This is a genomic window from Paenibacillus sp. FSL L8-0340 (assembly GCF_038593145.1).
Classification (GTDB): domain Bacteria; phylum Bacillota; class Bacilli; order Paenibacillales; family Paenibacillaceae; genus Paenibacillus_AQ.
The window spans coordinates 4,943,889-4,965,097 of sequence record NZ_CP151967.1; the positions used below are offsets into that span (position 1 = coordinate 4,943,889).

Genomic DNA, 21,209 nt, shown 5'->3' on the forward strand with positions numbered 1-21,209 from the left:
TCAGTAGCTCTCCAGTTGGGACAAGTAATTATTATAGTTGGCTCTGATTTCTTCCAGGGAATCGCCGCCGAATTTATCCAGGAATGCCTTCGCGATCTCCCAAGCCACGACATTCTCCAGCACAACACAAGCTGCCGGAACAGCGCAGGCATCCGAACGCTCCACCTGCGCGGTGAAAGGCTCTTTGGTATCAATATCAACGCTTTGCAGCGGTTTGTAAAGTGTAGGTATCGGCTTCATCACTCCGCGGACAACAACCGGCATTCCGTTCGTCATGCCACCCTCAAAGCCGCCCAGCCGGTTGCTTGCCCGGTAGTAACCTCGTGAGGCTTCATACATAATTTCATCATGGACCTGTGAGCCGCGCAGTTCACCTGCCTCGAAACCAATACCGATTTCAACACCCTTGAAGGCATTGATCGACATTACCGCTCCAGCGATAGCTGCATCCAGCTTACGGTCATATTGCACATAGCTTCCAAGACCGGTAGGCAATCCTTCAACGACGCATTCCACGATTCCACCGATGGAGTCGCCTTCCTCCTTGATCTTGTCTATGTAAGCCTCCATCTTCTGTTCGGTCTCTTTATCAACAACTCTCACAGAAGAGGCTTCGGTCAGCTCGATCAGTTCATCAATCGGAAGATTGTTGGCCGGCGCTTCAATCTCGCCGATCCGGATAACCTGTCCGGCAATCTTCACTCCGAAAGCGGCCAGCAGCTGCCGGGCCACAGCGCCTACGGCTACTCTTGCTGCCGTTTCACGGGCGCTGGAGCGTTCCAGCACATTCCGCAGGTCGGTAAGATTATATTTCAGTCCGCCGTTCAAATCCGCATGCCCTGGACGCGGCCGGTTTACCCGCCGCTTCTCTTCGTCGCTGCCGGGAATCGGTTCGATATTCATAATGTTCTTCCAGTGTGTCCAGTCCTTGTTCTCTACTACCAGCGCTACAGGAGCTCCTGTCGTAGAGCCATGGCGTACACCGCCGACAATCTGTGCGGTATCTTTCTCGATTTGCATCCGGCGGCCACGGCCGTAGCCCTTCTGGCGCCGCTGCAATTGAAAATTGAGCTCTTCGAAATTAAGTGTCAAATTGCTGGGCAGTCCTTCAATAATTGCTGTAAGCTGGGGGCCGTGCGTTTCCCCCGCTGTTAAATAGCGTAAACTCATGCTGCGTTCCCCCTTCACACTTTTAAACTGTAAACCGCTAAAATCTTAAATGTCTTTGCTCATTATAGTATAGGGAATCCGCTTTGACAAGAAAGGGATGGCCTCTAATCAGGTGCCCCGCATCCATAAAAGAACAGCGCCGCCATACTCTTCCGAGTAAAGCGGCGCTGCAGAGCGTCCGGGGTCAAGAGCCTCTAATCAGCCCCCGATCCTCCGGTTTGACGGAGGTAATGTCATCTTGCTCTCCTCAAGCTGCAGCAGGCTTTGCAGCTGCAGCTCCTCAATGCCTAGAAGCTGCCCGCATTCGCGGACGGTAAGGAAGCCGCGTCTGTACGCGGCAATGACCTTGCTTTTGTCCATCTGGATTTACGACCTTTCGCATAGCGTACGGGTATCTACTACTCAGTATCACTGAAAAGAAGCGAAAGTATACGTTTACCAGATCGGGCGGTACAGCACTATTTCTTCCGGTAGAAGAACGTTTCCGTCGATTCAAAGCCATACTGCGCAGGTGTAAAGATTTGCTCCGTACTGCCCACGAACAAATATCCGCCCGGGCGCAGACTGTCCGAGAACTTATGATAGAGCTTATTCTTAGCCTCTTCTGTGAAATAGATCATCACATTCCGGCAAATGATCAGGTCAAACCCTTCGTCAAACTTATCAAGCAGCAGGTTCTGCTTGCGGAAATCAATACTTTTTTTGAGTGACTCGCTGACCTTGAACACCGGTCCCTCCGGCGCGAAATAACGGGCGGCTACATCTTTTGGCACGTCCTTTAAGGATCGTTCCAAGTAGAGGCCCTGCTTTGCTTTGGCCAGAGCGCCATCATCGATGTCAGTAGCCAGAATACCGGTCTGGGAAAGAAGATTTTTGTCGGATAAAATCATCGCCAGCGTATAGGGCTCTTCCCCGGTAGAGCAGGCGGCACTCCATAGCTTTAACCGGCGCCCCGAGCGCTGCAAATCAGGCAGAATGACATCCCGCAGGACTTCCCAGCGGTTCGGATTGCGCCAGAACTCCGAGACATTAATCGTCATCCGGTCCAGAAATTCATAAAATAAAGCCTTGTCCTTCATCATTGCGGCATAAAAATCCTGAAATGAATGATAGCCGTTCTTCATCCGCAGCGTAGTTAAACGCCGTTTCATCTGTGCTTCCTTGTACTGGGCGAGATCGATTCCCGTACTTTGCTTGACGTTATGGATAAACCCGGTGTAATCCGGATCTGCTGCTTCAATCTCTTCACGTTCTGCCATATGACTTCTCCTGCCTCCCGCCTGATGTTACATCCATGCCTGGATGTCTTTGTTGTAGTGAGCCAGTTCATTCGGAGCAAAGAAATTGGCAATTTCACGTTCAGCACTTTCCGGTGAATCCGATCCATGAATAAGGTTAAGCGGTGTATGGCTGGCAAAATCGCCGCGGATTGTACCCGGCAACGCTTCGCCTACCTTGGTCTTCCCTATCAGCAGACGGGACAGCGCCACTACATCATCGCCTTCCCACACCATGGCAAACACAGGACCGGAGGTGATAAAGCCCACAAGTTCAGGAAAGAAATCTTTACCTTCGTGTTCTGCGTAGTGCTTCTTGGCTTGTGCTTCTGTGACAGTAATCAGCTTCGCGGCAATCAGCTTAAATCCTTTGTCCTCCAGGCGGGCGACAATACGCCCGATCAATCCGCGTTGTACTCCGTCCGGCTTGATCATCAGATACGTTTTTTCCATAGAGTCACTCTCCATTTTTATGAATAGGTTAGTACATCGCTGCGAATTCAAGTGGTTTATTTTCTGATATTATCAGAAACCCGGTCATCTGTGAACGCTTATATTTCAAAGAGGAGCGAAGTCTAATAGGCTCTGCCTGTTACAAAAAATGCAATATCCCGCAGATTGCGCTTTGTTTTGTTGTTCGGAAGCTCATCCAGCGCCGCCAGTGCTTTGGCTATATAGCGTGAAGCCAGCTCTTCTGCGCGGGCAATACCTTCTCCTGACAGGATCAGATCAATGGCCCGGCCCACACTCCGCTGCCCTTCACGGATAAGCTCCAGCTCCTCCAGCAGCGAATCGCGAAGCCGGTCGTCCTCAAGGCTGTAGATCACGGGAAGTGTAATGTTACCCTGGCGCATATCGCTGCCCGGAGGTTTGCCGATTTGCTTCTCCGTTCCGGAAAGATCGAGCAGATCATCACGGATCTGAAACGCCATACCGACGTTGTATCCGTAATTATAGAGCAGCCGGGCTGTCTCCGGCTCCGCGTCAGCTGCCAGCGCGCCCAGCTGGCAGCTGATCGCGATGAGCAAGGCCGTCTTGCGGCGGATCCGCCGCAAATAGTGGCGCACACTCTGCTCGCTGTTGAAGAAATCACGGATCTGCTCCATTTCTCCGATGGACATTTCAACCATCGCCTTGGAAAGGATTTGGTGGATGCGGGGATTTTTCAGCTCCGAAGTCATAACGAGCGCTTTCGCATAAATATAGTCCCCGGTGTACATGGCGATCTTGTCGCCCCACTTCGCTTTGACAGTAAGCTCTCCACGCCGCAGCTCTGCATCGTCGATCACATCATCGTGAACGAGCGAAGCACTATGTATGAGCTCAAGCGGGATAGCTACACGCTTCAGCTTCTCCAGATTATATTGGCCAAATTTGCCGCCCATCAGCACAAATACTGGACGCAGACGTTTGCCGCCCGCCTTCAGCAGATGCAGGGAAGTCTCTGTCAGCAGACCATCATCGCCTTGAACGCTGCGGTACAGCTCTTTTTCGATCAGATCCATATCCTTGTTCAGCAAACCGAATATTTGCATTCGTTTCATTCTTTCACCCGTGTCAGCAGATTGTGGCTCCAAAGCTCCATCTTCACTTCCTGCGGCAGCAGGCCCATTTCATAGGCGTAGCGGAAATAGAGGTTCAGACCTTCCTGCTGCCTTTCCCCAAAGTCATAACATAAATTACGGAAATATCCTTCCCAGTAGGCAGCCGTTCCGCCGATAGCCATGCACGCCTCCCGAATAACTGGCGCGAGTTCGCGGATTCCGCGTCTTTTACTTTCCGCAAAGGCCTCGGCAATTTCGGCAATCGCTTTAGGCTTACTGTTCGCTGCCTCCCGGTTTACCGCCCAGACGGCAAAGGTCATGCTGAGTCCAGTCCACTCATTCCACAGTTCACCCAAATCAGTAACGATGTAGCCCTGATTCTGCCACGAGGCTTTGATCGCATTGTCGCCGATTAAGAGGCAGGCGTCCGACTGATCCATCATGTGATCCAGATCAGGCTCTGCACTGATATATTCCGGTTTGCCATGAACGGCTTTCTCCATCAGAATCTTCAGCAGATTCACCGATGTTGCGGAGGTATTAGTTACGGCAATCCTCGCGTTTCCAAGCTGCTGAACAGGCATCCGGGAGAACAGCAGAATTGATTTGACCGGTCCCTCCGCACTGACGGATAGATCCGGAAGCAGCAGCAGACGGTCACTGGCTGCTGCATAGGCAAAGGAAGATAATGCACCCACATGGATAGTGCCCTCAGCCATGCCCTGATTAAGAATGGCAGGCACTTCACTCACCATCTCTGCAGGATAACTTAACGAAGAGGGGTGAAAATTGTGAAATACCGGCCATGAGTTGGTATAGCTGATTTTACCGATAACGGTATGCTGCGAATTGACCATCCCTCATTCCCCCCATCTGCGAAATAAAGTGTGCTCAATGTTAAAGCTGTCCAGCACCTTGCCCACCATAAAGTTAATCAAATCATCCATGCTGCCCGGGCCAAAATAAAAGGCAGGCATTGCCGGGATCAGCTTGACGCCCAGCCGGGACAGCTTCAGCATATTCTCCAGGTGAATGGCATGCAGCGGTGTCTCCCGGGGGACGAGGACCAAGGGGCGCCCTTCCTTCAGCATGACATCGGCAGCCCTTGTCATCAAATTATCGGAGCTGCCATGCGCCACAGCAGAAAGTGTACCCATGGAGCAAGGCATAATAATCATCCCTTCCGTGCGGAAGGAGCCGCTGGCGATCGATGCCCCGATGTCCTGTACTTTATGATAAAGCAGAGAACCGGGATAGCCGCTGAACTTTTCGTTCAGAAAGCCTTCCCGGTCAGAGGCGGCAAAGCCAAGCTCCTCTTTAAAAACACGCCAGCCCGCATTGCTCACAACGAGATGGACCGTATACCCCAATGAAAGCAGGGTTTCCGTCAGACGAACGCCGTAAATGCCTCCGCTCGCTCCGGTAATTCCTACAACGAAATTTTTAGGCTTCTGCTCTGTCATTTGTAAAACTGCACCACCAGGTCAATCAAAGTAAATGAGAACACCACGATGCTCAGCACCCCGTTCATGGTAAAGAACGCAGTCTGCAAGCGGCTTAAGTCACTTGGAGACACAATGTGATGCTCATAAAAAAGAATGATGTAAGCAATCAGCATCCCTGCTACATACCACCAGCTTAAATCAGTGATAAAAAGGAGCGAAACGAATCCGATGCCTGTAAGAAAGTGAAATACCTTCGCAATGTCCAGCGCCCGCGGAACACCAAAGCGAACCGGAATGGAGTAAAGGCCTTCCTTCGTATCAAATTCAACATCCTGGCAGGAATAGATAATATCAAAACCCGCAGTCCAAAACACAATCGTGAAATAAAAGATCATGGCTGTCCAGTCCACAGTGCCCGTAACGGCAACCCAGCCCCCAAGCGGAGCCAAGGCGATGGTTAGCCCGAGTATCAGATGGCAGGCCCAGGTAAATCGCTTCGTGAAGGAATAAAAAACAAGGAGAAAAACAGCGATCGGCAGCAATTTGGCCGACAAGGGATTAAGCTTGAAAGCAGCCCAGAATAGTAAAAAGAATGAGATCCCAATAAAGATAATTACTTCTCCAACCTTCAGCAGCCCTGCGGGAATCGCTCTTCCAGCGGTCCGCGGATTCTTGGCGTCGCTGATCCGGTCAATCAGCCGGTTCAGCCCCATGGCCGCGCTGCGGGCGCCAAACATGGCGATAACAACCCAGCCGATCTGGGCCCAGGAAGGGAGTGTGCCGAACATGACAACTGAACCGAGCAATGCGCCCATAAATGCGAAGGGTAATGCAAAAACAGTATGTTCAAACTTGATCATTTGCAGAAAAACGCCGACTTTTTTAAACATTACAGTTCTCCTTGAGCCCAATATGTAATGCTGCGATGCCGCCGGTCAAGGGATAGGATTCCACTTGCTCAAGACCGGTTTCACGGAAAATCACCGCAAGCTGCTCTCTGTCCGGAAATAGGGCCAATGATTCGGGAAGCCATTTATATTGCTCGTATCTTTTGGCAAACAGTTTCCCAAGGAGCGGAAGTACACGCTGAAAATAAAAATAATAAATGCCTTTGAACGGCTGTTTCATCGGCTTGGAAAGCTCGAGGCAGACAACCATTCCTCCCGGCTTCACTACACGCTTCATTTCGTTCAACACTTGAACGAGATCAGGCACATTGCGAAGTCCGAAGCCTATCGTCGCATAATCAAAGCTGTTGTCACCGAAAGGCAGGTCCATCGCATTGCCCTGGACCAGTGAAATGCGGTCCTGCAGTTTGCGCTCTTCCACCTTGCGGCGGCCTACCTCCAGCATGCCTGCACTGAAGTCAAGCCCGATAACACTTCCGGTCTGGCTGGCATCAGCCAAGGCAATACTCCAGTCACAGGTACCGCAGCACAAGTCTACAGCGGAATCGCCGCGCTTCATGCCCATCTTGCGCATCGTGAACTTTCGCCACGCTTTATGGCGGCGGAAGCTTAGAATATCATTCATCAGGTCATATTTGCCGGCGATGCTCTCAAATACGGAGTGTACAAATTGTTCCTTCGGTTTGATGCCCTGGTCACCCAAAGGTGACGTTTTCTCTATAGTCATTCTCTACCCCTCCACGGCCGCTTGTCCGGAAATTTTCGTCTGCAGGAGAAAGTGGTCAAGCGCGGAGCTAAGCTCGCTGATCAGGTACTCGTCCTTAATGTCTTTCAGCAGTCCCTGTATGGACTGGAGCGACCCATGCAGCTTGTCGGTCAGCAGGGAATCGCATTTATATTTCAGCTTCAGCTTCTTCCAATCCTTCAGATCTAGATTCTGCTCGCCCAGCAGCTGCCGCTCTTCTTCGGTGGCTAATTCCATCACCTTCCAGTAACAATAGCCTTCCCGGGCACTTGCCGGATTACCAGACCGCCGCAGTTCCAGACATAAGGTCTCGCAGTGGCTGAATTCAGCCAGCAGCTTCTCCCACAGCTGGGTGAGCGACTCCTCAATCATCGGTGTAAAAGAAAGGAACAGCCGCATATTGAGCTGTACCGTGTGCCGCAGGTATTGTTCAGCGGAGAGCAGCATCCCCTTCATTTTGCCGTAAAGATGGGCTTTCATCACGTTAAAGTCGGCAATGGCCGTACTTAAGATGCCCACCATCTCAATCTGTTCACGTTTCGCAAGCAAATGGTAAAACCAGCTGCTGAAGTAATCGCCGGCCAGCACCTTGAGCTGACGGGAACGCATCTGGTCTCCCCCCGGTTCTTCAAGGGATATATCGATGCTCTCATGTGTATCAAGACCTAGCTGCACAAGTGCTGTTACCAGAGTATACAACTCACCGTTTTGTGCACCGTCCGGGGTGCCGTGATTCAGAAAAATATATAACAAATGACCACGCCCATCGGAAAACGGCGGTAATTCCGTATGCCGCTGAATCATATCGTAGTCGGTGTAAGGTTTAGCAAGTTGTGGTATGCGGTACGGTTTCATTTCAGCCTCCGAAGCCATTGACGTTATGACAATATCTTTGTTCACAATCTTGTCTATTATATCACATGTTTTTTTGTCACGCACTCTAGGGCGTTCTAGTTTCATTTACCCACATCAGGGATAAATGAACTGCCTTTTCCACAGCTCGCTTTCACGAATACGGAAGCCTTTCTTGAGCGCATCTGGCAGCGGATCATTCCCGGACGCCTCCAGCTTCTGCTGCAGTTGAAGCGACCACTCCATGCGTCTGATATCCCCGGCAAGCAATAGACGGCGGGTGTCCAGCCATTTGTCCTCGGCAACGATGCGCAGGAGCAGCTGATCGACATTCCCCGTGTCTTGGAAAGCAAAGGAGATCGCCTGAGCCATATTCTGATACAGTTCCCTAGGCTCGTGGTTATTGCCTGTTACCTTCAGATCCAGTGACAAGACGCTCTGATCAAAGTCTACGCTATCAATGGACAGGGTAAATGGGATCCCGTTCAGTATATCTACAAGATTATCATTATCGAGAATCGTATTTGCACCGCTGAAGGTTTCCACTACTCCCCGCTGATTCTGCAAGGAAGGTTCGAGCTCCGCCAGCAGCGGCAGAATTACGGCAGAAGCCGTGGTCACGAGCAATACAGTTCCGATTAGCCAGCCCCGGTTCATGACCTGCCCCCTTATCCATAATTTCCGCCTTGCCGTGCGTTTATACGATCCTGCGGACTTGCCTATACTTAGTTATATTTTGAAAAAAAGCAGGCTATGCCTGCTTTTCAGCTTTCGCTCTCCAGTTGTCCGTGTTTGCTCCATATTTCCGCCTTGCCGCGGATTTTCATAGCTGAGGTATGATCGGTGAATTGAGCGATCAGCACCTCGCCTTTGTCCAGCTTCTCTGTGTGGTGGAAGCGCGTATCCAGTCCTCTGGTAAGCCCGATTACCTGAACGCCGTTCTCTTTGGCCTTCACCACGATGTACTCGCTGCCTGACGGTGCAGGGCTAACGCCATTATTCTTCTCGGTCATCTTTGATCCTCCTAAAAGTTTTGTGAGCATCTACTTCCTTGAAATTTCTTCGTACAAAACTGGCTTCGGAAGCATTCACTTAAGTTTTGTGAGCATCTACTTCCTTGAAATTTCTTCGTACAAAACTAGCTTCGGAAGCATTCACTTAAGTTTTGTGTGAGTATACGCTTTCTCTAAGCAATTGCGGATAAAGATTGCAAAAACAAATGCCGCCTTGGAGGGCGGCATAGTTGTTACTCGGAAGACTATAGGATCGATATGTAGAAATCTCTATTTGATTCCGTCTTTAAGCGCCTTACCGGGTTTGAATGCCGGTACTTTGCTTGAAGGAATTTCGATTTCTTCACCAGTTTGCGGGTTGCGGCCTTTACGTGCGGAACGTTCGCGCACTTCAAAGTTTCCGAATCCAACCAGTTGTACTTTATCGCCGCTTTGCAGAGCACCTGTGATCGCTTCGAAAACGGCATCTACCGCTTTAGTAGCATCTTTCTTGGGAAGTTCAGTTGCTTCTGTTACTACGTTGATCAAATCTGATTTATTCATGTTTTCTCACCTCCCTGGGTAAATTTCCGGTATCATACACTGTTTCCGTTTCAACGCAAAATATACGTGATAATCCCGTTTATTGCTAGATACTGGCGCCCTTCTTCCTAGAAGCGCAACAAACTTATAGTAATACAGCCCACCCATAATTTCAAGGCGTTCCTCAAAAAAGGAGCAGAAAGTATCTACTAAACCCTCAATAAGGCCGAAAATGAGAGACTATTAATGGAAGAAATTCCTATTAACCATAAAGTAGAGAAGCATTTCCGTGTGAAAAGAGCGCGGAGGGGAAGCCATCGGATGTCATATGCCCCCACTCCGGACATAACAAAAAGAGAGCCGGAAATCCCTGCTCTCTTTTTGTTATGAGATATGCCTTACAAAATGATGGCGATCAGGCCGCCAGAACCCTCGTTGATGATCCGTCCAAGTGTTTCCTGCAGCTTGTAGCGGGCATTATCCGGCATCATGGCAATTTTGCCCTGAATACCCTCACGCACAATCGAATGCAGCGAGCGGCCAAAAATATCCGACTCCCAAATCTTGATCGGGTCATTCTCAAAGTCCTGCATCAAATAGCGCACCAGCTCTTCGCTCTGTTTCTCTGTGCCGATGATCGGCGAGAACTCCGATTCCACATCCACGCGGATCATATGAATCGAAGGTGCTGTCGCCTTCAGGCGAACCCCGAAACGCGAGCCCTGGCGGATCAGCTCCGGCTCATCGAGAGCCATTTCCGCGAGTGAAGGAGCGGCTATCCCGTAGCCGGTTGTTTTGACCATTTCCAGCGCTTCGGAGAAGCGGTCATACTCGCGTTTGGCATGGGAGAAGTCCTGCATCAGCTGCAGCAGATGATCTTTTCCGCGGATTTCAACCCCTACCACTTCCATCAGAACCTGATCATACAGTTCTTCCGGCGCATACAGGTCAATCTCGGCTACACCTTGGCCCATGTTCATTCCGCTAAGCCCTGCTTTATCGATGAAATCATATTCCGTAAACTGGGAGACCAGCCGGTCAACATCACGCAGGCGGCGGATGTCTTTCACAGTATCGCGGACGGAATTCTCATAGCTGCTGCGCAGCCAGTGATTTTCGCCCAGCACCATCACCCAGCTAGGCAGGTTCACATTGACCTCATGGACCGGGAATTCGTACAGCACTTCGCGCAGCACACCGGTCACATCGTCTTCCGTCATATTCGCGGCACTAAGCGTCATAACGGGAATATCATATTTAAGGGCCAGCTCACTGCGCAGCTGCTGTGCCTCTTCACTGCGCGGCCGGGTGGAGTTGATCACAAGCACAAACGGCTTGCCTACTTCCTTCAGCTCCGCAATGACCCGCTCTTCGGAATCAATATAAGAGTTCCGCGGGATTTCAGCAATCGTGCCGTCTGTAGTCACAACTACACCCAGCGTGGAATGCTCCTGAATCACCTTACGCGTGCCAATTTCCGCCGCTTCCTGGAAAGGAATCGGTTCCTCAAACCAAGGAGTGGAGATCATGCGAGGGCCGTTCTCATCCTCATACCCTTTTGCACCCTCCACAGCATATCCTACACAGTCGACCAGCCGGACATTCACTTCCAGCCCTTCCGCAACCTTGATCTGCACCGCGTTGTTCGGTACAAATTTCGGCTCAGTTGTCATAATAGTTTTACCCGCTGCACTTTGCGGAAGTTCATCCACTGCCCTTACCCGGTCTGCCTCGCTGGTGATGTTCGGCAAGACAATCGTCTCCATGAACCGTTTGATGAACGTCGATTTCCCCGTGCGAACCGCGCCGACGACGCCAAGATAAATGTCTCCGCCGGTACGCTCGGCAATGTCCTTGAAAATATCCACTTTTTCCAAAAGAGATCCCCTCCTCATATTACTCCGAAGAAAAAATGCCTGAAGAGCATCGACTTCGCGTTCCGCCGGCAATCTGACCCTTGCAGGACATCCACCGGACTTTCGTATGTCCGCCCGAAGCCTAGCTGCTGCTTAAGGGCGGAACACTTTTGCCCCGCGCTAAACTCCGAATGCTCGGACATGCATTTGGACTAGTATCATCATATGTATCCGGAACGGATTTATGACCCGCAGCTGCGCAATTTGTATAGTAATTTGCGAAATGAGGTTCTGCACCCCCGCAGGCGTCATGACGCCCGGAAGTCTTCTCATCAATCATATGAGCGCGGAGTAGCAAGTAGAACTACCTCTCTCCTTGCATGTGGCCGCTTCCTCAGAAGCACTGGATAATACAAAAAAACAGTCCCAGAATAACTTCTGGAACTGCTGCCGGCTGGAAACGGTCTATGGACTGTCCGGAGGCTGAGGAACTGGCTGACCATTAATCCACAAATACGGCAACGACTTCACCGGTACATAATAAGAAGCCTGCTCCAGCTCAATCCGCAGATCCTGATTGGCCGCAGGTGTTGCGCCTTCCTTGTCGATGGCAGACATAATATCAAAGCTGTAGTCGACATACACTTCACCGTTCTTGTCCATGATAAACTCCAGCGGCTGTCCGGAATAGACGCTCTTCAGCGTTATAGCAGCCGTTCCCGCCATTTTGGAATCAATGGTGAAGAAGCCCGGATACCGTTCCTCCCCTGCCGGGAGTGCGCCTCCATGCGCTGATTTGTAGCGGTTAACCTGGCGGGAGACATCATTTACCTTCTGCACGGTAACGAGATCCATCAGCTTCACGGTAGGATCACTTTCCTCGTCCAAGATAAGAAAATAGGCCCTGCCGCCCTTCTCAAAGGCCGCAGCCGGAATTTCATCCAAATAGCCTTTTTGGCGCAGCTTCTCCAAATCAATTACGAATTTCTCATAGCGTGGAGTAGATTCCTCGCTATTCAGAATCGGCAGCAGACCTTCCTCCTGCTGATAATCATCCACTGCCGCCTGAACCCGCTTGACACTCTCGCGGAAATTGCCGGCAGGCTGGTTCTGTTCTCCGCGGTACATACAGCCCGTGAGAACTAAGAGCAGTAAGCTTATCCCCAGCAGCAAGCCCATTCTGATTCCGGATGTCTTCTGTCCATCTGTGAAAAGCACTCCGTCCGCCCCTTTCTGCTCCAGCATTCTCCAAAAGTTACTTCACAAGCTTACCACAGCCCGTCCTCTTCCCCACGACGCGCTGCTTCCAGCCTGCGCCGTACTGCGGCTTTGAGCGGGTCCTCGGGGACAATGACGCTCAAATCGTTCCAGACGGCTGCCTGGCACGCCAGACGGACGCCTGAATCCAGCAAGCCGCCAAGCTTCCGCTGCTCGGCATCCCCCGGCGGCCGAAGGGCAGCCGCCTCTTCCTGTGGGACCGTCACCTTGCACATCAGGCAACCGGCTTTGCCGCCGCAGCGGGTAGGCAGGACCACTCCCGCCTTGCGCGCAGCTTCCAGCAGGGTTACCCCGTGCTGCACTACTGTTTTTCGTCCTTCAGGCTGGAAGGTGACAGTCCATCCTTTTTGCGGCTTCATGACATAGCTTCCTTCCTTTGCTTCTTGTTAAATCTGTATCGATGTCGACACTCCGAGCAGTTTCTCCAATTGCAGTCCAAAGGCTTCATCCAGTCCATTCTCCAGAACTAGCTGCTGCAGCAGTGGTAAATGAACAGCCAGATTGACCTTCATAAAATTGGCAATAGCACTGCACCGCTCCACCCTGCACCGCAGCAGGTTGAACACCAGCTCGTGAGCCGCAGGCATGAGGCGCATGAAGCCGATACCGTTAAAATCCTCGATGAGTGCATGCGGCAGAAGCTGCTGAACATCCACGGCATACCGGCGCGTGCCCGAGCTGATCTGAAAACCACATACCAGTTCTACCCTCGCATCTCCGATACGGTAACGGCTGCGCAGCGAATAGCAGCCTCCACTATAATCTTCTTCCGGACCTCCGTCCACCGAATAACAGCTCAGAGCCGAATGAAGTACTTCAGCATCCTCCAGATCGGCGTAGAGGTCGATGTCGCGCGGAGGTGCACTCAGCTGCACTCCGTGCAGCAGAAGCCCGCAGCTTCCTCCCAGTAGCCATACAGGCGGCTTCTCCAGCCAGCTCAGGTCTAACACCTCGGATATAGAGGCTAGCGCTGCTTCCAATATGTAGGGAATTCCCGAATCTGCCATCTACTCACTTCCTATTCCTGCAAAAAAAGTCCAGTGATTCTTCCAAGAACCTTCTGCCTGAATTCAATGTAAATGCTTACATAATTGAAGCGGCTCCACCCAACAGCCCGATCAGCATAATGACAAAGGCAATTAATGATAATATAGCTCTCAGCAGGCCTTTTGTCTTGCTGCGCGCAAAGGTTATCAGAAATACGGACAATCCCATTACCAGAATCGCTATTAGCGACAACCACATTTTCGTCATCGGATCCATGGACAAACCGCCTCCATCCGGCAATATTTGATTGCGACTATTATATCATGAAGACTACGGCATGAAACCTACTAAGTCTAAGGGTTCAAAAAAAAGAGCAAAAGATCACAGAATCAGGACTGATTCCGGATCATCTGCTCTTTGCTCCGCGAAGAGTAATGCTATTTTTTCAGCATCATTTTCATTAAAGACTCCATGGTGCCCGAATTCGCGCCGCCTTTTTTGACAGCGTTGATGATATCCTGCACCGTAGCCTCGCTGACCGGTACCTTCGCCATTGATGACACCTGCTTAATTAACTGGCGGAGCTGGGCTTCATTCTGCATTGTTCCCGGTTTGACCGTACTGGCCAGCTTTTGGACGGCACCTGGTGTGATGTTTTTGCCCGCTTTTTTATTGATGGCGTTCAATGCATCCTTGGAAAAATCTTTGCTCACTTTTCATCCCTCCTCCGTCAATCCCCATTACAACATATGAGGATCCCCGTCAAAAGGTGAACGTGATCAGGAATGCCACTGCTCCCAAGTTTCCTGCGAGATCGTTTCCATCTCCGTCTTGCGGTCGCGTCCCATCAGGGCCTCGACGGCGCTGCGCGGCGTTTTGCCTTTAAACAGCACATGATAGATCTGATCAGTGATCGGCATCTGCACGCCCAGCTTAAGCGAAATAGCGTATGCGGCTTCCGTGGTGCGTATCCCTTCAACTACCATGCCCATGGACTCCAGCACTTCAGAGAGCGGTTTCCCTTGGCCAAGCAACGAACCGGCCCGCCAGTTGCGGCTATGCTGGCTAGTTGCTGTTACCACAAGGTCACCGAGTCCAGCCAAACCCGCAAAGGTTAGCGGATTAGCACCCAGCTCGACACCGACGCGGGAAATCTCGGCAAGACCGCGGGTGAGCAATGCCGCCTTGGCATTATCGCCAAAGCCCAGACCGTCAGACAGACCTGCCCCAAGCGCTATGATATTCTTCAGTGCTCCGGCCAGTTCAACGCCTACCTGATCTCGATTGGTGTACACACGGAAATCATTGTTGATAAATAAACTTTGTGCTTCTGTAGCGCATCTGTCGTCCGGTGAAGCTACCACAACCGTTGTAGGACACAGGCGCACCACCTCTTCGGCGTGGCTAGGTCCGGATAGAACAACCACCTGGCCTTCAGCACAGCCCAGCTCCTCGGAAATGACGGTGGACATCCGTTTCATGGATTCCGTCTCGAAGCCCTTTGTAGCATGTACACAGAGCATATCTTCTTTCCAGAAAGGTTTGAGGCTGCGGGCGACCTGGCGCATTCCAGAGGACGGGGCAACAATAACCACCGCCTTGGAACCGGTGACCGCTGTCTCCATATCCGTAGTTGCGATGATATTAGCGGGCAAAGAAATCCCGGGCAAGAAGTGCTCATTCGTGTGAGCCTCATTAATCTCGGCAGCCTGTTCGGACCTGCGTGTCCATAGATAAACCTCCGAGTGGTTAGCCGCCAGCACAGTAGCCAGCGCAGTTCCCCAACTGCCCGCGACCAGCACGGTTACTTTATCAGACAACGCGATTCCCCTCCTTGACTTTAGCGCCGATTTTATTCTCTCTTCCCTGGGAGATCTTCACAATATTGCTGCGGTGCCGCCAGAAAGCGAAAACTGCAATGATAATGCTTCCCCACAATTCAGGTGTTGTAAATTCGGTAAACAGCAGGAATACCGGGGTAAGCGCAACAAAAATCAGGGAGCCCAGCGACACAAAGCGGGTAATAACGATGGCCAGGATGGCAATGATCCCTGCGATCAGCGCAGGCCAAAAACAAAGCGTAGCCATTACGCCAATTGTAGTTGCAATGCCCTTCCCGCCGCGAAAGTGAAAGTAGAGCGGCCAATTATGCCCGATGATGGCTGCGACCCCGCAAGCCACCGCGATCCAGGTTCCCCAGCCGCCAGCCCAGGTTCCGAGCCAAACTGCGGCAATTCCCTTCAGTACGTCCAGAACCAGCACCAGTATTGCCGGCCCTTTCCCCATCACACGCAGCGTATTGGTCGCTCCGGCATTGCCGCTTCCGTATTGACGGATATCAATACCTTTGAGCAGCCGGGCGAGCAATACACTGAAGCTGACAGAGCCAAGCAAATAGCTTACAACGATCACCAGAAGTTCAAACGCCACTACTCTTCTCCCCTAACCTTCGTTTTCGGATTTGCGCCGTGTAAACAGACGGATTGGTGTTCCTTCAAAATTGAACGCCGCGCGGATTTTGTTCTCCAGGTATCGTTCATAGGAGAAGTGCATCAGCGACGGGTCATTGACAAATACCACAATCGTCGGCGGCTTGACAGCAACCTGAGTGACATAATTGATGCGCAGGCGCCGTCCTTTATCCGTTGGCGGAGGATTAATGGCCACAGCATCGGATACCACATCGTTGACCAAATGCGTCGTAATCCGCAGAGCATGCTGCTGGGCGACATGCTGCACCACCGGCAGCAGTTTCTGCAGACGCTGTTTCGTTAATGCGGACAAGAACACTACAGGTGCGTAGCTCATGAACAGGAAGTGATCACGGATTTTGGTCTCAAAGTTCTGCATCGTCTTGTCATCCTTCTCGACAGCATCCCATTTGTTGACCACAAAGATCGAAGCTTTCCCGGCATCATGAGCATAACCGGCAATATGCTTATCCTGATCGATAATGCCTTCTTCGCCGTTGATTACCACCAGAACAACATCAGCCCGCTCAATGGCCCGCATTGCGCGCATCACGCTGTATTTTTCCGTGGTTTCATATACTTTGCCGCGTTTGCGCATACCCGCAGTATCGATCAGAACATAGCGCTGCCCGTCCCGTTCAAAAGGAGTATCAATGGCATCGCGTGTAGTCCCTGCGACATCGCTGACAATTACGCGTTCTTCACCCAAAATGGCGTTGACCAAAGAAGATTTACCTACATTCGGCCGGCCGATCAGGGCCACACGAATCACATCTTCGTCGTATTCCTCTTCAGTTGGCTCTGGAAGCTTCTCGGTTACCGCATCCAGCAAATCGCCGATTCCGGTACCATGGCTGCCGGAGATGCCGATAGGATCGCCGATTCCCAGGGTGTAAAATTCATAAATATCATCTGTGCGCTTCATATTGTCCACTTTATTGATTGCAAGCACGACCGGTTTGCCGGAACGGAAAAGAATTTGTGCCACTTCTTCATCCGCATTGGTCAGTCCGCTTTTCGCCTCGCACATAAAGACGATGACATCCGCTTCCTCAATCGCCAGCTCCGCCTGAACACGAATTGATTTCAGAATCGCGTCTTCACCGTCAATTTCAATCCCACCGGTATCAATTACACTGAAGGCTTTGCCGTTCCAATCTGAAACGCCATAAATCCGGTCGCGTGTAATCCCCGGTTTATCTTCTACAATGGCCAGTCTATCGCCAATCAGCCTGTTAAATATCGTCGACTTTCCGACGTTAGGCCTTCCTACGATGGCCACAACGGGTCTTGCCATATTCATTCCTCCTGTCATCCTTACGTAACTCATCATAGCAAAAAACAATAAAATTGGCTAACCAGCTTGTACCTTGTACCTTTTGGACTTACATGCCTGTAAAAACACAATCGGCGAACCCTCTTATCGAGGGCTCGCCGATTACTTTACCCGGTATGACAATCTAAAGGATTAGTTGTTACCCTTGAATTTGTCCAGCTTGTCGCCGAAGCGTTCAGCAAGCGTGAAGCTGAGTCCTTCGTTGCTGAGCGATACGTTAGGATTGTTCAGCACTTCTTTAGGAGCTCTGTCTCTGCTGTTGCTGCGTTCCGGTCTTGCTGTAGGAGCCGGAGCTTCTTCGGTTTCTTTGATGCTCAGGCTGACGCGTTTCTCGGATGGATTGAAGTCAAGCACTTTCACTTGTACTTCTTGTCCTTCTTTGAGCACTTCATGCGGAGTACCGATGTGCTTGTGGGAGATTTGCGAGATATGCACAAGGCCTTCCACGCCTGGAAGCAGTTCAACAAACGCGCCGAAGTTTACAAGGCGTTTTACTTCGCCTGTAACTACATCGCCAATGTTGATTTTACCAGCTGCAGAATCCCAAGGACCTGGAGCAGCAGCTTTGATGCTGAGGCTGATTTTGCCCTTTTCAGGATCAACCTTAAGCACTTTTACACGAACCTTGTCGCCTTCGGAAACAACATCGGAAGGTTTTTCGACATGGTTCCAAGCGATTTCGGATACGTGAACCAATCCGTCAACACCGCCCACATCAACAAATGCGCCGAATTGTGTCAGACGTTGCACAGTACCTTCGATGATTTGTCCTTCGGACAGCTCAGCCATAATCTTCAATTTGTTGGCTTCGAATTCTTCTTCCAGCACTTCTTTGGCGGAAAGAATAACCTTGCTGTTCTCACGGTCCAGTTCTTTCACTTTCACGCGTAGAGTGCGGCCTTTGTAGTCGCTGAAATCTTCTACAAAGTGACGTTCAACCATGGAAGCCGGAATAAATCCGCGCGCGCCGACATCAGCTACGAGGCCGCCTTTGACAACGTCAGCCACAGTAACATCGAACGCTTCCTGGGAAGCAAAATATTTCTCCAGATCTTCCCATGATTTCTCGCTGTCAATTGCACGTTTGGAGAGAACCAGGCTTTCCTTGTTGTCATTGATGCTGACAACTTTGCATTCAACTTCTTGTCCAACTTCTACTGCTGCTGCAGCATTGTCCAGTTGGACGGAAGACAATTCGCGAATAGGAATAACGCCGTCGTATTTATATCCAATGCTTACATAAGCTTGGTTATCTTCGATTTTGACGATTGTTCCTTTCACGGTATCGCCTTTTTTCAACGAAATGATTTCCAAACCTTCTTGGCTTGTCACTTCTTCTTCGTTACCTGCAGCGGGTACAGCGGATTCCACTGTTTCTGTTGCTTCTACGGCTTCGTTGTTCTCAACATTAGCCGCAGCTTCCTGATTTCTAGTTTCTTCAGACATGTGATTACCCTCCTCGATTCAAAACCCCATTTATTTAAACCCGCGTAGAGCAGAGTTCAAAACAAGCATTACCTAAATATCACTTACATTTTTAAGTTAGTATGTTCCAAAAAATAGCGGTTATGCCGTTATTCCTCAGTATCCGTAAAAAAGCGACATGATTCAACGTTTATCTTGCACTGGGCCTGCCGGTCTTGGCCATCTCATGGATACGCCCCATAATTACATCAGTGACTTCTTCAAGAGACTCGCTTCCCTTTCCATCGAACGAACTAAGGTCAATGGGAGCTCCATAAATGACAGTCATTCGGCGAAAGGGCTTGTAGGATCCGACGATAGCGGCTGGAACAACTGCTGCACCGCTGCGAAGCGCAAAACTCGCTGCGCCCTTCTTAGCCACACCGGAATCAGAGTTTCGCGTCCCTTCCGGAAAGATACCCATAACATGTCCGCCGCGAAGCGTATTAAGGGCCGTTTTGATGGATTCTTTGCTTACGCCGCCGCGTTTCACCGGAAAAGCGCCCAACTTATTAATGAGCCAGCCTAGCACAGGAACCTTGAACAGCTCTGCTTTGGCCATATACTTTACCTGGCGGTCCAGCTTAATGCCGATCGTCATTGGATCTAGCAGGCTGATGTGGTTGGCGCAGAGCAGCACCCCGCCCTCCTTTGGCACATTCTCTTTCCCGACAATCTTCAGCGGGAACAGGATGGCATAAATCAAGCGAAGCAACCCACAGCAAATGGCATAAATCATGAATGATTTCTCTCCCCGTCAACATGAGATCTGCAGTGGGAGACAATGGCTTCCACGGCTTGCCTGATATCCATAAAGGTCGTGTCAAGAAGAATGGCATCTTCTGCACGGCGCAGCGGTGAAATCTCCCGTCCTTCATCAAGACGGTCACGGGCTGCAATATCGCGTTCAAGCTGCTGGAGAGTTATTGTTTCCGTGTCCTTCAGCTCTTTGTAACGGCGGAGAGCCCGTTCCTCCACACTTGCCGTCATGAAAATCTTCACTTCGGCATCCGGCAGCACGGTCGTACCGATATCGCGGCCATCCATTACGACCCCCTTGCGAAGCGCCATCTGACGCTGCAAATGACTGAGTCTGGATCTAACACCCTCGATCTTCGAATACTGCGACACCTGGCCGCTAACCTGAAGACTGCGGATATGCGGGGTTACGTCCTCCCCATTGATCAGCACCTTCTGGATGTCCTGCTCCGGGATAAGCTCAATCACCATATCGCGGACCCTTTGATCCACTGATTCATGATCTTCCGGCTGAATGCCTCTGCGGAGCATATCCCAGGTAATGGCCCGGTACATTGCACCCGTATCAACATAAATGTAAGACAACTTCTGGGCTACCAATCGGGCTACAGTGCTCTTGCCTGCCCCGGCAGGTCCGTCGATGGCGACGTTGATTCTGTCGTAAGTATGTGTCCCCTGCCTAACCAACGGGGCATTCCTCCTCAAACACGCTTTCATTAAGAAATACGTCCACCGACGTATCTCTAGGGACTTGATGATCTTATCAAGAAAAAAGCAGGCATTGCCTGCGACTTATAAAATTATACCACAGTTTATACCTCAGTGCAAAATGGCATAGCATTAATTCAGCATAAAAAAGGCTATTTTGATGCCTTTTCCGGGCGTTTAGACGGCTATCATTAACGGTCGCGGAAATCAAACTGGCGTTCGAAGCAGTAACGGATTATTTTTTGACGCTCGGAATCCGTGATGGCGGCAAACTTTAACATGACTAGATTACGCCCGCTTTCCAGCTGCTTTATCCGCACAATCTCACCTTCAAAGTTCACATGCTCGGTGCTGCCATTTCGGTAAGGGACCAGCAGCCAACAGAACAGTTTGTCCCCCACCTCCACCTTTACTTTGGGATCACTGAGAAAAGAAGCTCCGCCTCCTCCGATATCATCGGTCCGCACCAGAAAACGGCTGCCCAGCGAATCCTTCACTGCCAGTTCAAGCTCGGCATTTACACGGAAGAAGCTGCGGCGCTGTATTTTGAAGATGGCATCCGTTTCCGGTTTGCGCACCCGGACCATCCGGATAACATCCTCTTTAAAGCCGAGTACATGCGTGTTGAAATAATTTTTGATTCCGCCTTCGGTAAGAAAATATACAGAGAGCTCGTCCCCTATAAACAGCTTTTTCAGCCGCCCGTTGCTGGCCTGCATTGGAATTTCAATCAGCAGGGCCTCATCTTCCATATCTGCAATTCTGGATCTATATTCTAGTTCTGCTTCAGCCGCATCGCTGGAAGCAATCTGTATGTATAGATATTCGTTAATTTTGGGATACAATCATGTCACCGCCACAGAGTTAGTAATTA

Annotated in this window: 26 protein-coding genes; all 26 read right to left on the reverse strand. The window is 50.8% G+C overall.

Going from position 1 to position 21,209, the window contains the following annotated elements:
* The 26 genes from aroC to NST07_RS22680 all read right to left on the reverse strand — a co-directional run bounded on the left by aroC (position 1) and on the right by NST07_RS22680 (position 21,180).
* Entirely contained in the window at positions 1-1,170 is a 1,170-nt protein-coding gene (gene aroC, locus NST07_RS22555) for a chorismate synthase (protein WP_038594501.1), read from the reverse strand.
* A 198-nt stretch (positions 1,171-1,368) separates the two neighbouring features.
* Positions 1,369-1,530: a hypothetical protein gene (locus tag NST07_RS22560; RefSeq protein ID WP_342480210.1), complete on the reverse strand. Its 162-nt coding sequence runs from the start codon at positions 1,528-1,530 to the stop codon at positions 1,369-1,371.
* Between the two features lie 98 nt (positions 1,531-1,628).
* Positions 1,629-2,429 (reverse strand): protein-glutamate O-methyltransferase CheR, encoded by an 801-nt coding sequence (locus NST07_RS22565; RefSeq protein ID WP_341094513.1) that lies wholly within the window; start codon positions 2,427-2,429, stop codon positions 1,629-1,631.
* A 27-nt stretch (positions 2,430-2,456) separates the two neighbouring features.
* Positions 2,457-2,900, reverse strand: coding sequence for a nucleoside-diphosphate kinase (ndk, locus tag NST07_RS22570; protein WP_076109858.1), 444 nt, complete (start codon positions 2,898-2,900; stop codon positions 2,457-2,459).
* A 122-nt stretch (positions 2,901-3,022) separates the two neighbouring features.
* Positions 3,023-3,991 (reverse strand): polyprenyl synthetase family protein, encoded by a 969-nt coding sequence (locus NST07_RS22575; RefSeq protein WP_341094515.1) that lies wholly within the window; start codon positions 3,989-3,991, stop codon positions 3,023-3,025.
* Positions 3,988-4,848 (reverse strand): menaquinone biosynthesis protein, encoded by an 861-nt coding sequence (locus NST07_RS22580; protein WP_341094517.1) that lies wholly within the window; start codon positions 4,846-4,848, stop codon positions 3,988-3,990. Before NST07_RS22580 ends, NST07_RS22575 begins: the two co-directional genes overlap by 4 nt.
* Before the next feature lie 3 nt (positions 4,849-4,851).
* Positions 4,852-5,454, reverse strand: coding sequence for a flavin prenyltransferase UbiX (locus NST07_RS22585; RefSeq protein ID WP_341094518.1), 603 nt, complete (start codon positions 5,452-5,454; stop codon positions 4,852-4,854).
* Positions 5,451-6,326: a UbiA-like polyprenyltransferase gene (locus NST07_RS22590; protein ID WP_341094520.1), complete on the reverse strand. Its 876-nt coding sequence runs from the start codon at positions 6,324-6,326 to the stop codon at positions 5,451-5,453. The genes NST07_RS22585 and NST07_RS22590 overlap by 4 nt, the downstream gene beginning before the upstream one ends.
* Complete coding sequence (locus NST07_RS22595; protein WP_341094522.1) at positions 6,319-7,071, reverse strand: demethylmenaquinone methyltransferase; 753 nt, start codon at positions 7,069-7,071, stop codon at positions 6,319-6,321. Before NST07_RS22595 ends, NST07_RS22590 begins: the two co-directional genes overlap by 8 nt.
* A gap of 3 nt (positions 7,072-7,074) precedes the next feature.
* Positions 7,075-8,049 carry a heptaprenyl diphosphate synthase component 1 gene (locus NST07_RS22600; protein ID WP_341094525.1) on the reverse strand — a complete coding sequence of 325 codons (975 nt, stop codon included), beginning with the start codon at positions 8,047-8,049 and terminating at the stop codon, positions 7,075-7,077.
* A gap of 9 nt (positions 8,050-8,058) precedes the next feature.
* Entirely contained in the window at positions 8,059-8,598 is a 540-nt protein-coding gene (locus tag NST07_RS22605; RefSeq protein WP_341094527.1) for a hypothetical protein, read from the reverse strand.
* Between the two features lie 107 nt (positions 8,599-8,705).
* A complete protein-coding gene (gene mtrB / locus NST07_RS22610) occupies positions 8,706-8,954 on the reverse strand; it encodes a trp RNA-binding attenuation protein MtrB (RefSeq protein WP_038594522.1) in 249 nt (82 codons plus the stop codon).
* Between the two features lie 270 nt (positions 8,955-9,224).
* Positions 9,225-9,497, reverse strand: coding sequence for an HU family DNA-binding protein (locus NST07_RS22615; RefSeq protein WP_019909963.1), 273 nt, complete (start codon positions 9,495-9,497; stop codon positions 9,225-9,227).
* A 377-nt stretch (positions 9,498-9,874) separates the two neighbouring features.
* Positions 9,875-11,353 (reverse strand): stage IV sporulation protein A, encoded by a 1,479-nt coding sequence (spoIVA, locus tag NST07_RS22620; protein WP_038594524.1) that lies wholly within the window; start codon positions 11,351-11,353, stop codon positions 9,875-9,877.
* 444 nt (positions 11,354-11,797) lie between these two features.
* Positions 11,798-12,577, reverse strand: a complete 780-nt coding sequence (locus tag NST07_RS22625) for a hypothetical protein (RefSeq protein WP_341094530.1) — start codon at positions 12,575-12,577, stop codon at positions 11,798-11,800.
* Positions 12,578-12,600: 23 nt separating this feature from the next.
* Positions 12,601-12,969, reverse strand: coding sequence for a 2Fe-2S iron-sulfur cluster-binding protein (locus NST07_RS22630; protein ID WP_341094531.1), 369 nt, complete (start codon positions 12,967-12,969; stop codon positions 12,601-12,603).
* A gap of 27 nt (positions 12,970-12,996) precedes the next feature.
* On the reverse strand, positions 12,997-13,617 hold the full coding sequence (locus tag NST07_RS22635; protein WP_341094533.1) for a hypothetical protein: 621 nt from the start codon (positions 13,615-13,617) through the stop codon (positions 12,997-12,999).
* Between the two features lie 76 nt (positions 13,618-13,693).
* Positions 13,694-13,873: a DUF2768 family protein gene (locus NST07_RS22640; protein ID WP_341094534.1), complete on the reverse strand. Its 180-nt coding sequence runs from the start codon at positions 13,871-13,873 to the stop codon at positions 13,694-13,696.
* 161 nt (positions 13,874-14,034) lie between these two features.
* Complete coding sequence (locus NST07_RS22645; RefSeq protein ID WP_038594530.1) at positions 14,035-14,310, reverse strand: stage VI sporulation protein F; 276 nt, start codon at positions 14,308-14,310, stop codon at positions 14,035-14,037.
* Positions 14,311-14,376: 66 nt separating this feature from the next.
* Positions 14,377-15,417: an NAD(P)H-dependent glycerol-3-phosphate dehydrogenase gene (locus tag NST07_RS22650; RefSeq protein ID WP_341094536.1), complete on the reverse strand. Its 1,041-nt coding sequence runs from the start codon at positions 15,415-15,417 to the stop codon at positions 14,377-14,379.
* Entirely contained in the window at positions 15,410-16,027 is a 618-nt protein-coding gene (gene plsY / locus NST07_RS22655; protein ID WP_341094539.1) for a glycerol-3-phosphate 1-O-acyltransferase PlsY, read from the reverse strand. The genes NST07_RS22650 and plsY overlap by 8 nt, the downstream gene beginning before the upstream one ends.
* 12 nt (positions 16,028-16,039) lie before the next feature.
* Positions 16,040-17,365, reverse strand: coding sequence for a ribosome biogenesis GTPase Der (gene der, locus NST07_RS22660; protein ID WP_341094541.1), 1,326 nt, complete (start codon positions 17,363-17,365; stop codon positions 16,040-16,042).
* 171 nt (positions 17,366-17,536) lie between these two features.
* Entirely contained in the window at positions 17,537-18,850 is a 1,314-nt protein-coding gene (gene rpsA / locus NST07_RS22665) for a 30S ribosomal protein S1 (protein WP_341094542.1), read from the reverse strand.
* Positions 18,851-19,019: 169 nt separating this feature from the next.
* On the reverse strand, positions 19,020-19,607 hold the full coding sequence (locus NST07_RS22670; RefSeq protein ID WP_341094544.1) for a lysophospholipid acyltransferase family protein: 588 nt from the start codon (positions 19,605-19,607) through the stop codon (positions 19,020-19,022).
* Positions 19,604-20,314 (reverse strand): (d)CMP kinase, encoded by a 711-nt coding sequence (gene cmk / locus NST07_RS22675; RefSeq protein ID WP_341094547.1) that lies wholly within the window; start codon positions 20,312-20,314, stop codon positions 19,604-19,606. The genes NST07_RS22670 and cmk overlap by 4 nt, the downstream gene beginning before the upstream one ends.
* A gap of 212 nt (positions 20,315-20,526) precedes the next feature.
* Positions 20,527-21,180 (reverse strand): flagellar brake domain-containing protein, encoded by a 654-nt coding sequence (locus NST07_RS22680; protein WP_341094549.1) that lies wholly within the window; start codon positions 21,178-21,180, stop codon positions 20,527-20,529.
* Positions 21,181-21,209 lie beyond the last annotated feature (29 nt).

Coding starts and splice junctions, on each gene's coding strand:
- NST07_RS22670 (WP_341094544.1), bottom strand. CDS start 19,607: ATGATTTATGCCATTTGCTGTGGGTTGCTTCGCTTGATTTATGCCATC.
- NST07_RS22615 (WP_019909963.1), bottom strand. CDS start 9,497: ATGAATAAATCAGATTTGATCAACGTAGTAACAGAAGCAACTGAACTT.
- NST07_RS22585 (WP_341094518.1), bottom strand. CDS start 5,454: ATGACAGAGCAGAAGCCTAAAAATTTCGTTGTAGGAATTACCGGAGCG.
- NST07_RS22560 (WP_342480210.1), bottom strand. CDS start 1,530: ATGGACAAAAGCAAGGTCATTGCCGCGTACAGACGCGGCTTCCTTACC.
- rpsA (WP_341094542.1), bottom strand. CDS start 18,850: ATGTCTGAAGAAACTAGAAATCAGGAAGCTGCGGCTAATGTTGAGAAC.
- NST07_RS22630 (WP_341094531.1), bottom strand. CDS start 12,969: ATGAAGCCGCAAAAAGGATGGACTGTCACCTTCCAGCCTGAAGGACGA.
- ndk (WP_076109858.1), bottom strand. CDS start 2,900: ATGGAAAAAACGTATCTGATGATCAAGCCGGACGGAGTACAACGCGGA.
- NST07_RS22575 (WP_341094515.1), bottom strand. CDS start 3,991: ATGAAACGAATGCAAATATTCGGTTTGCTGAACAAGGATATGGATCTG.
- der (WP_341094541.1), bottom strand. CDS start 17,365: ATGGCAAGACCCGTTGTGGCCATCGTAGGAAGGCCTAACGTCGGAAAG.
- aroC (WP_038594501.1), bottom strand. CDS start 1,170: ATGAGTTTACGCTATTTAACAGCGGGGGAAACGCACGGCCCCCAGCTT.
- NST07_RS22600 (WP_341094525.1), bottom strand. CDS start 8,049: ATGAAACTAGAACGCCCTAGAGTGCGTGACAAAAAAACATGTGATATA.
- NST07_RS22595 (WP_341094522.1), bottom strand. CDS start 7,071: ATGACTATAGAGAAAACGTCACCTTTGGGTGACCAGGGCATCAAACCG.
- NST07_RS22580 (WP_341094517.1), bottom strand. CDS start 4,848: ATGGTCAATTCGCAGCATACCGTTATCGGTAAAATCAGCTATACCAAC.
- NST07_RS22605 (WP_341094527.1), bottom strand. CDS start 8,598: ATGAACCGGGGCTGGCTAATCGGAACTGTATTGCTCGTGACCACGGCT.
- mtrB (WP_038594522.1), bottom strand. CDS start 8,954: ATGACCGAGAAGAATAATGGCGTTAGCCCTGCACCGTCAGGCAGCGAG.
- NST07_RS22565 (WP_341094513.1), bottom strand. CDS start 2,429: ATGGCAGAACGTGAAGAGATTGAAGCAGCAGATCCGGATTACACCGGG.
- NST07_RS22625 (WP_341094530.1), bottom strand. CDS start 12,577: ATGCTGGAGCAGAAAGGGGCGGACGGAGTGCTTTTCACAGATGGACAG.
- NST07_RS22640 (WP_341094534.1), bottom strand. CDS start 13,873: ATGGATCCGATGACGAAAATGTGGTTGTCGCTAATAGCGATTCTGGTA.
- NST07_RS22590 (WP_341094520.1), bottom strand. CDS start 6,326: ATGTTTAAAAAAGTCGGCGTTTTTCTGCAAATGATCAAGTTTGAACAT.
- NST07_RS22635 (WP_341094533.1), bottom strand. CDS start 13,617: ATGGCAGATTCGGGAATTCCCTACATATTGGAAGCAGCGCTAGCCTCT.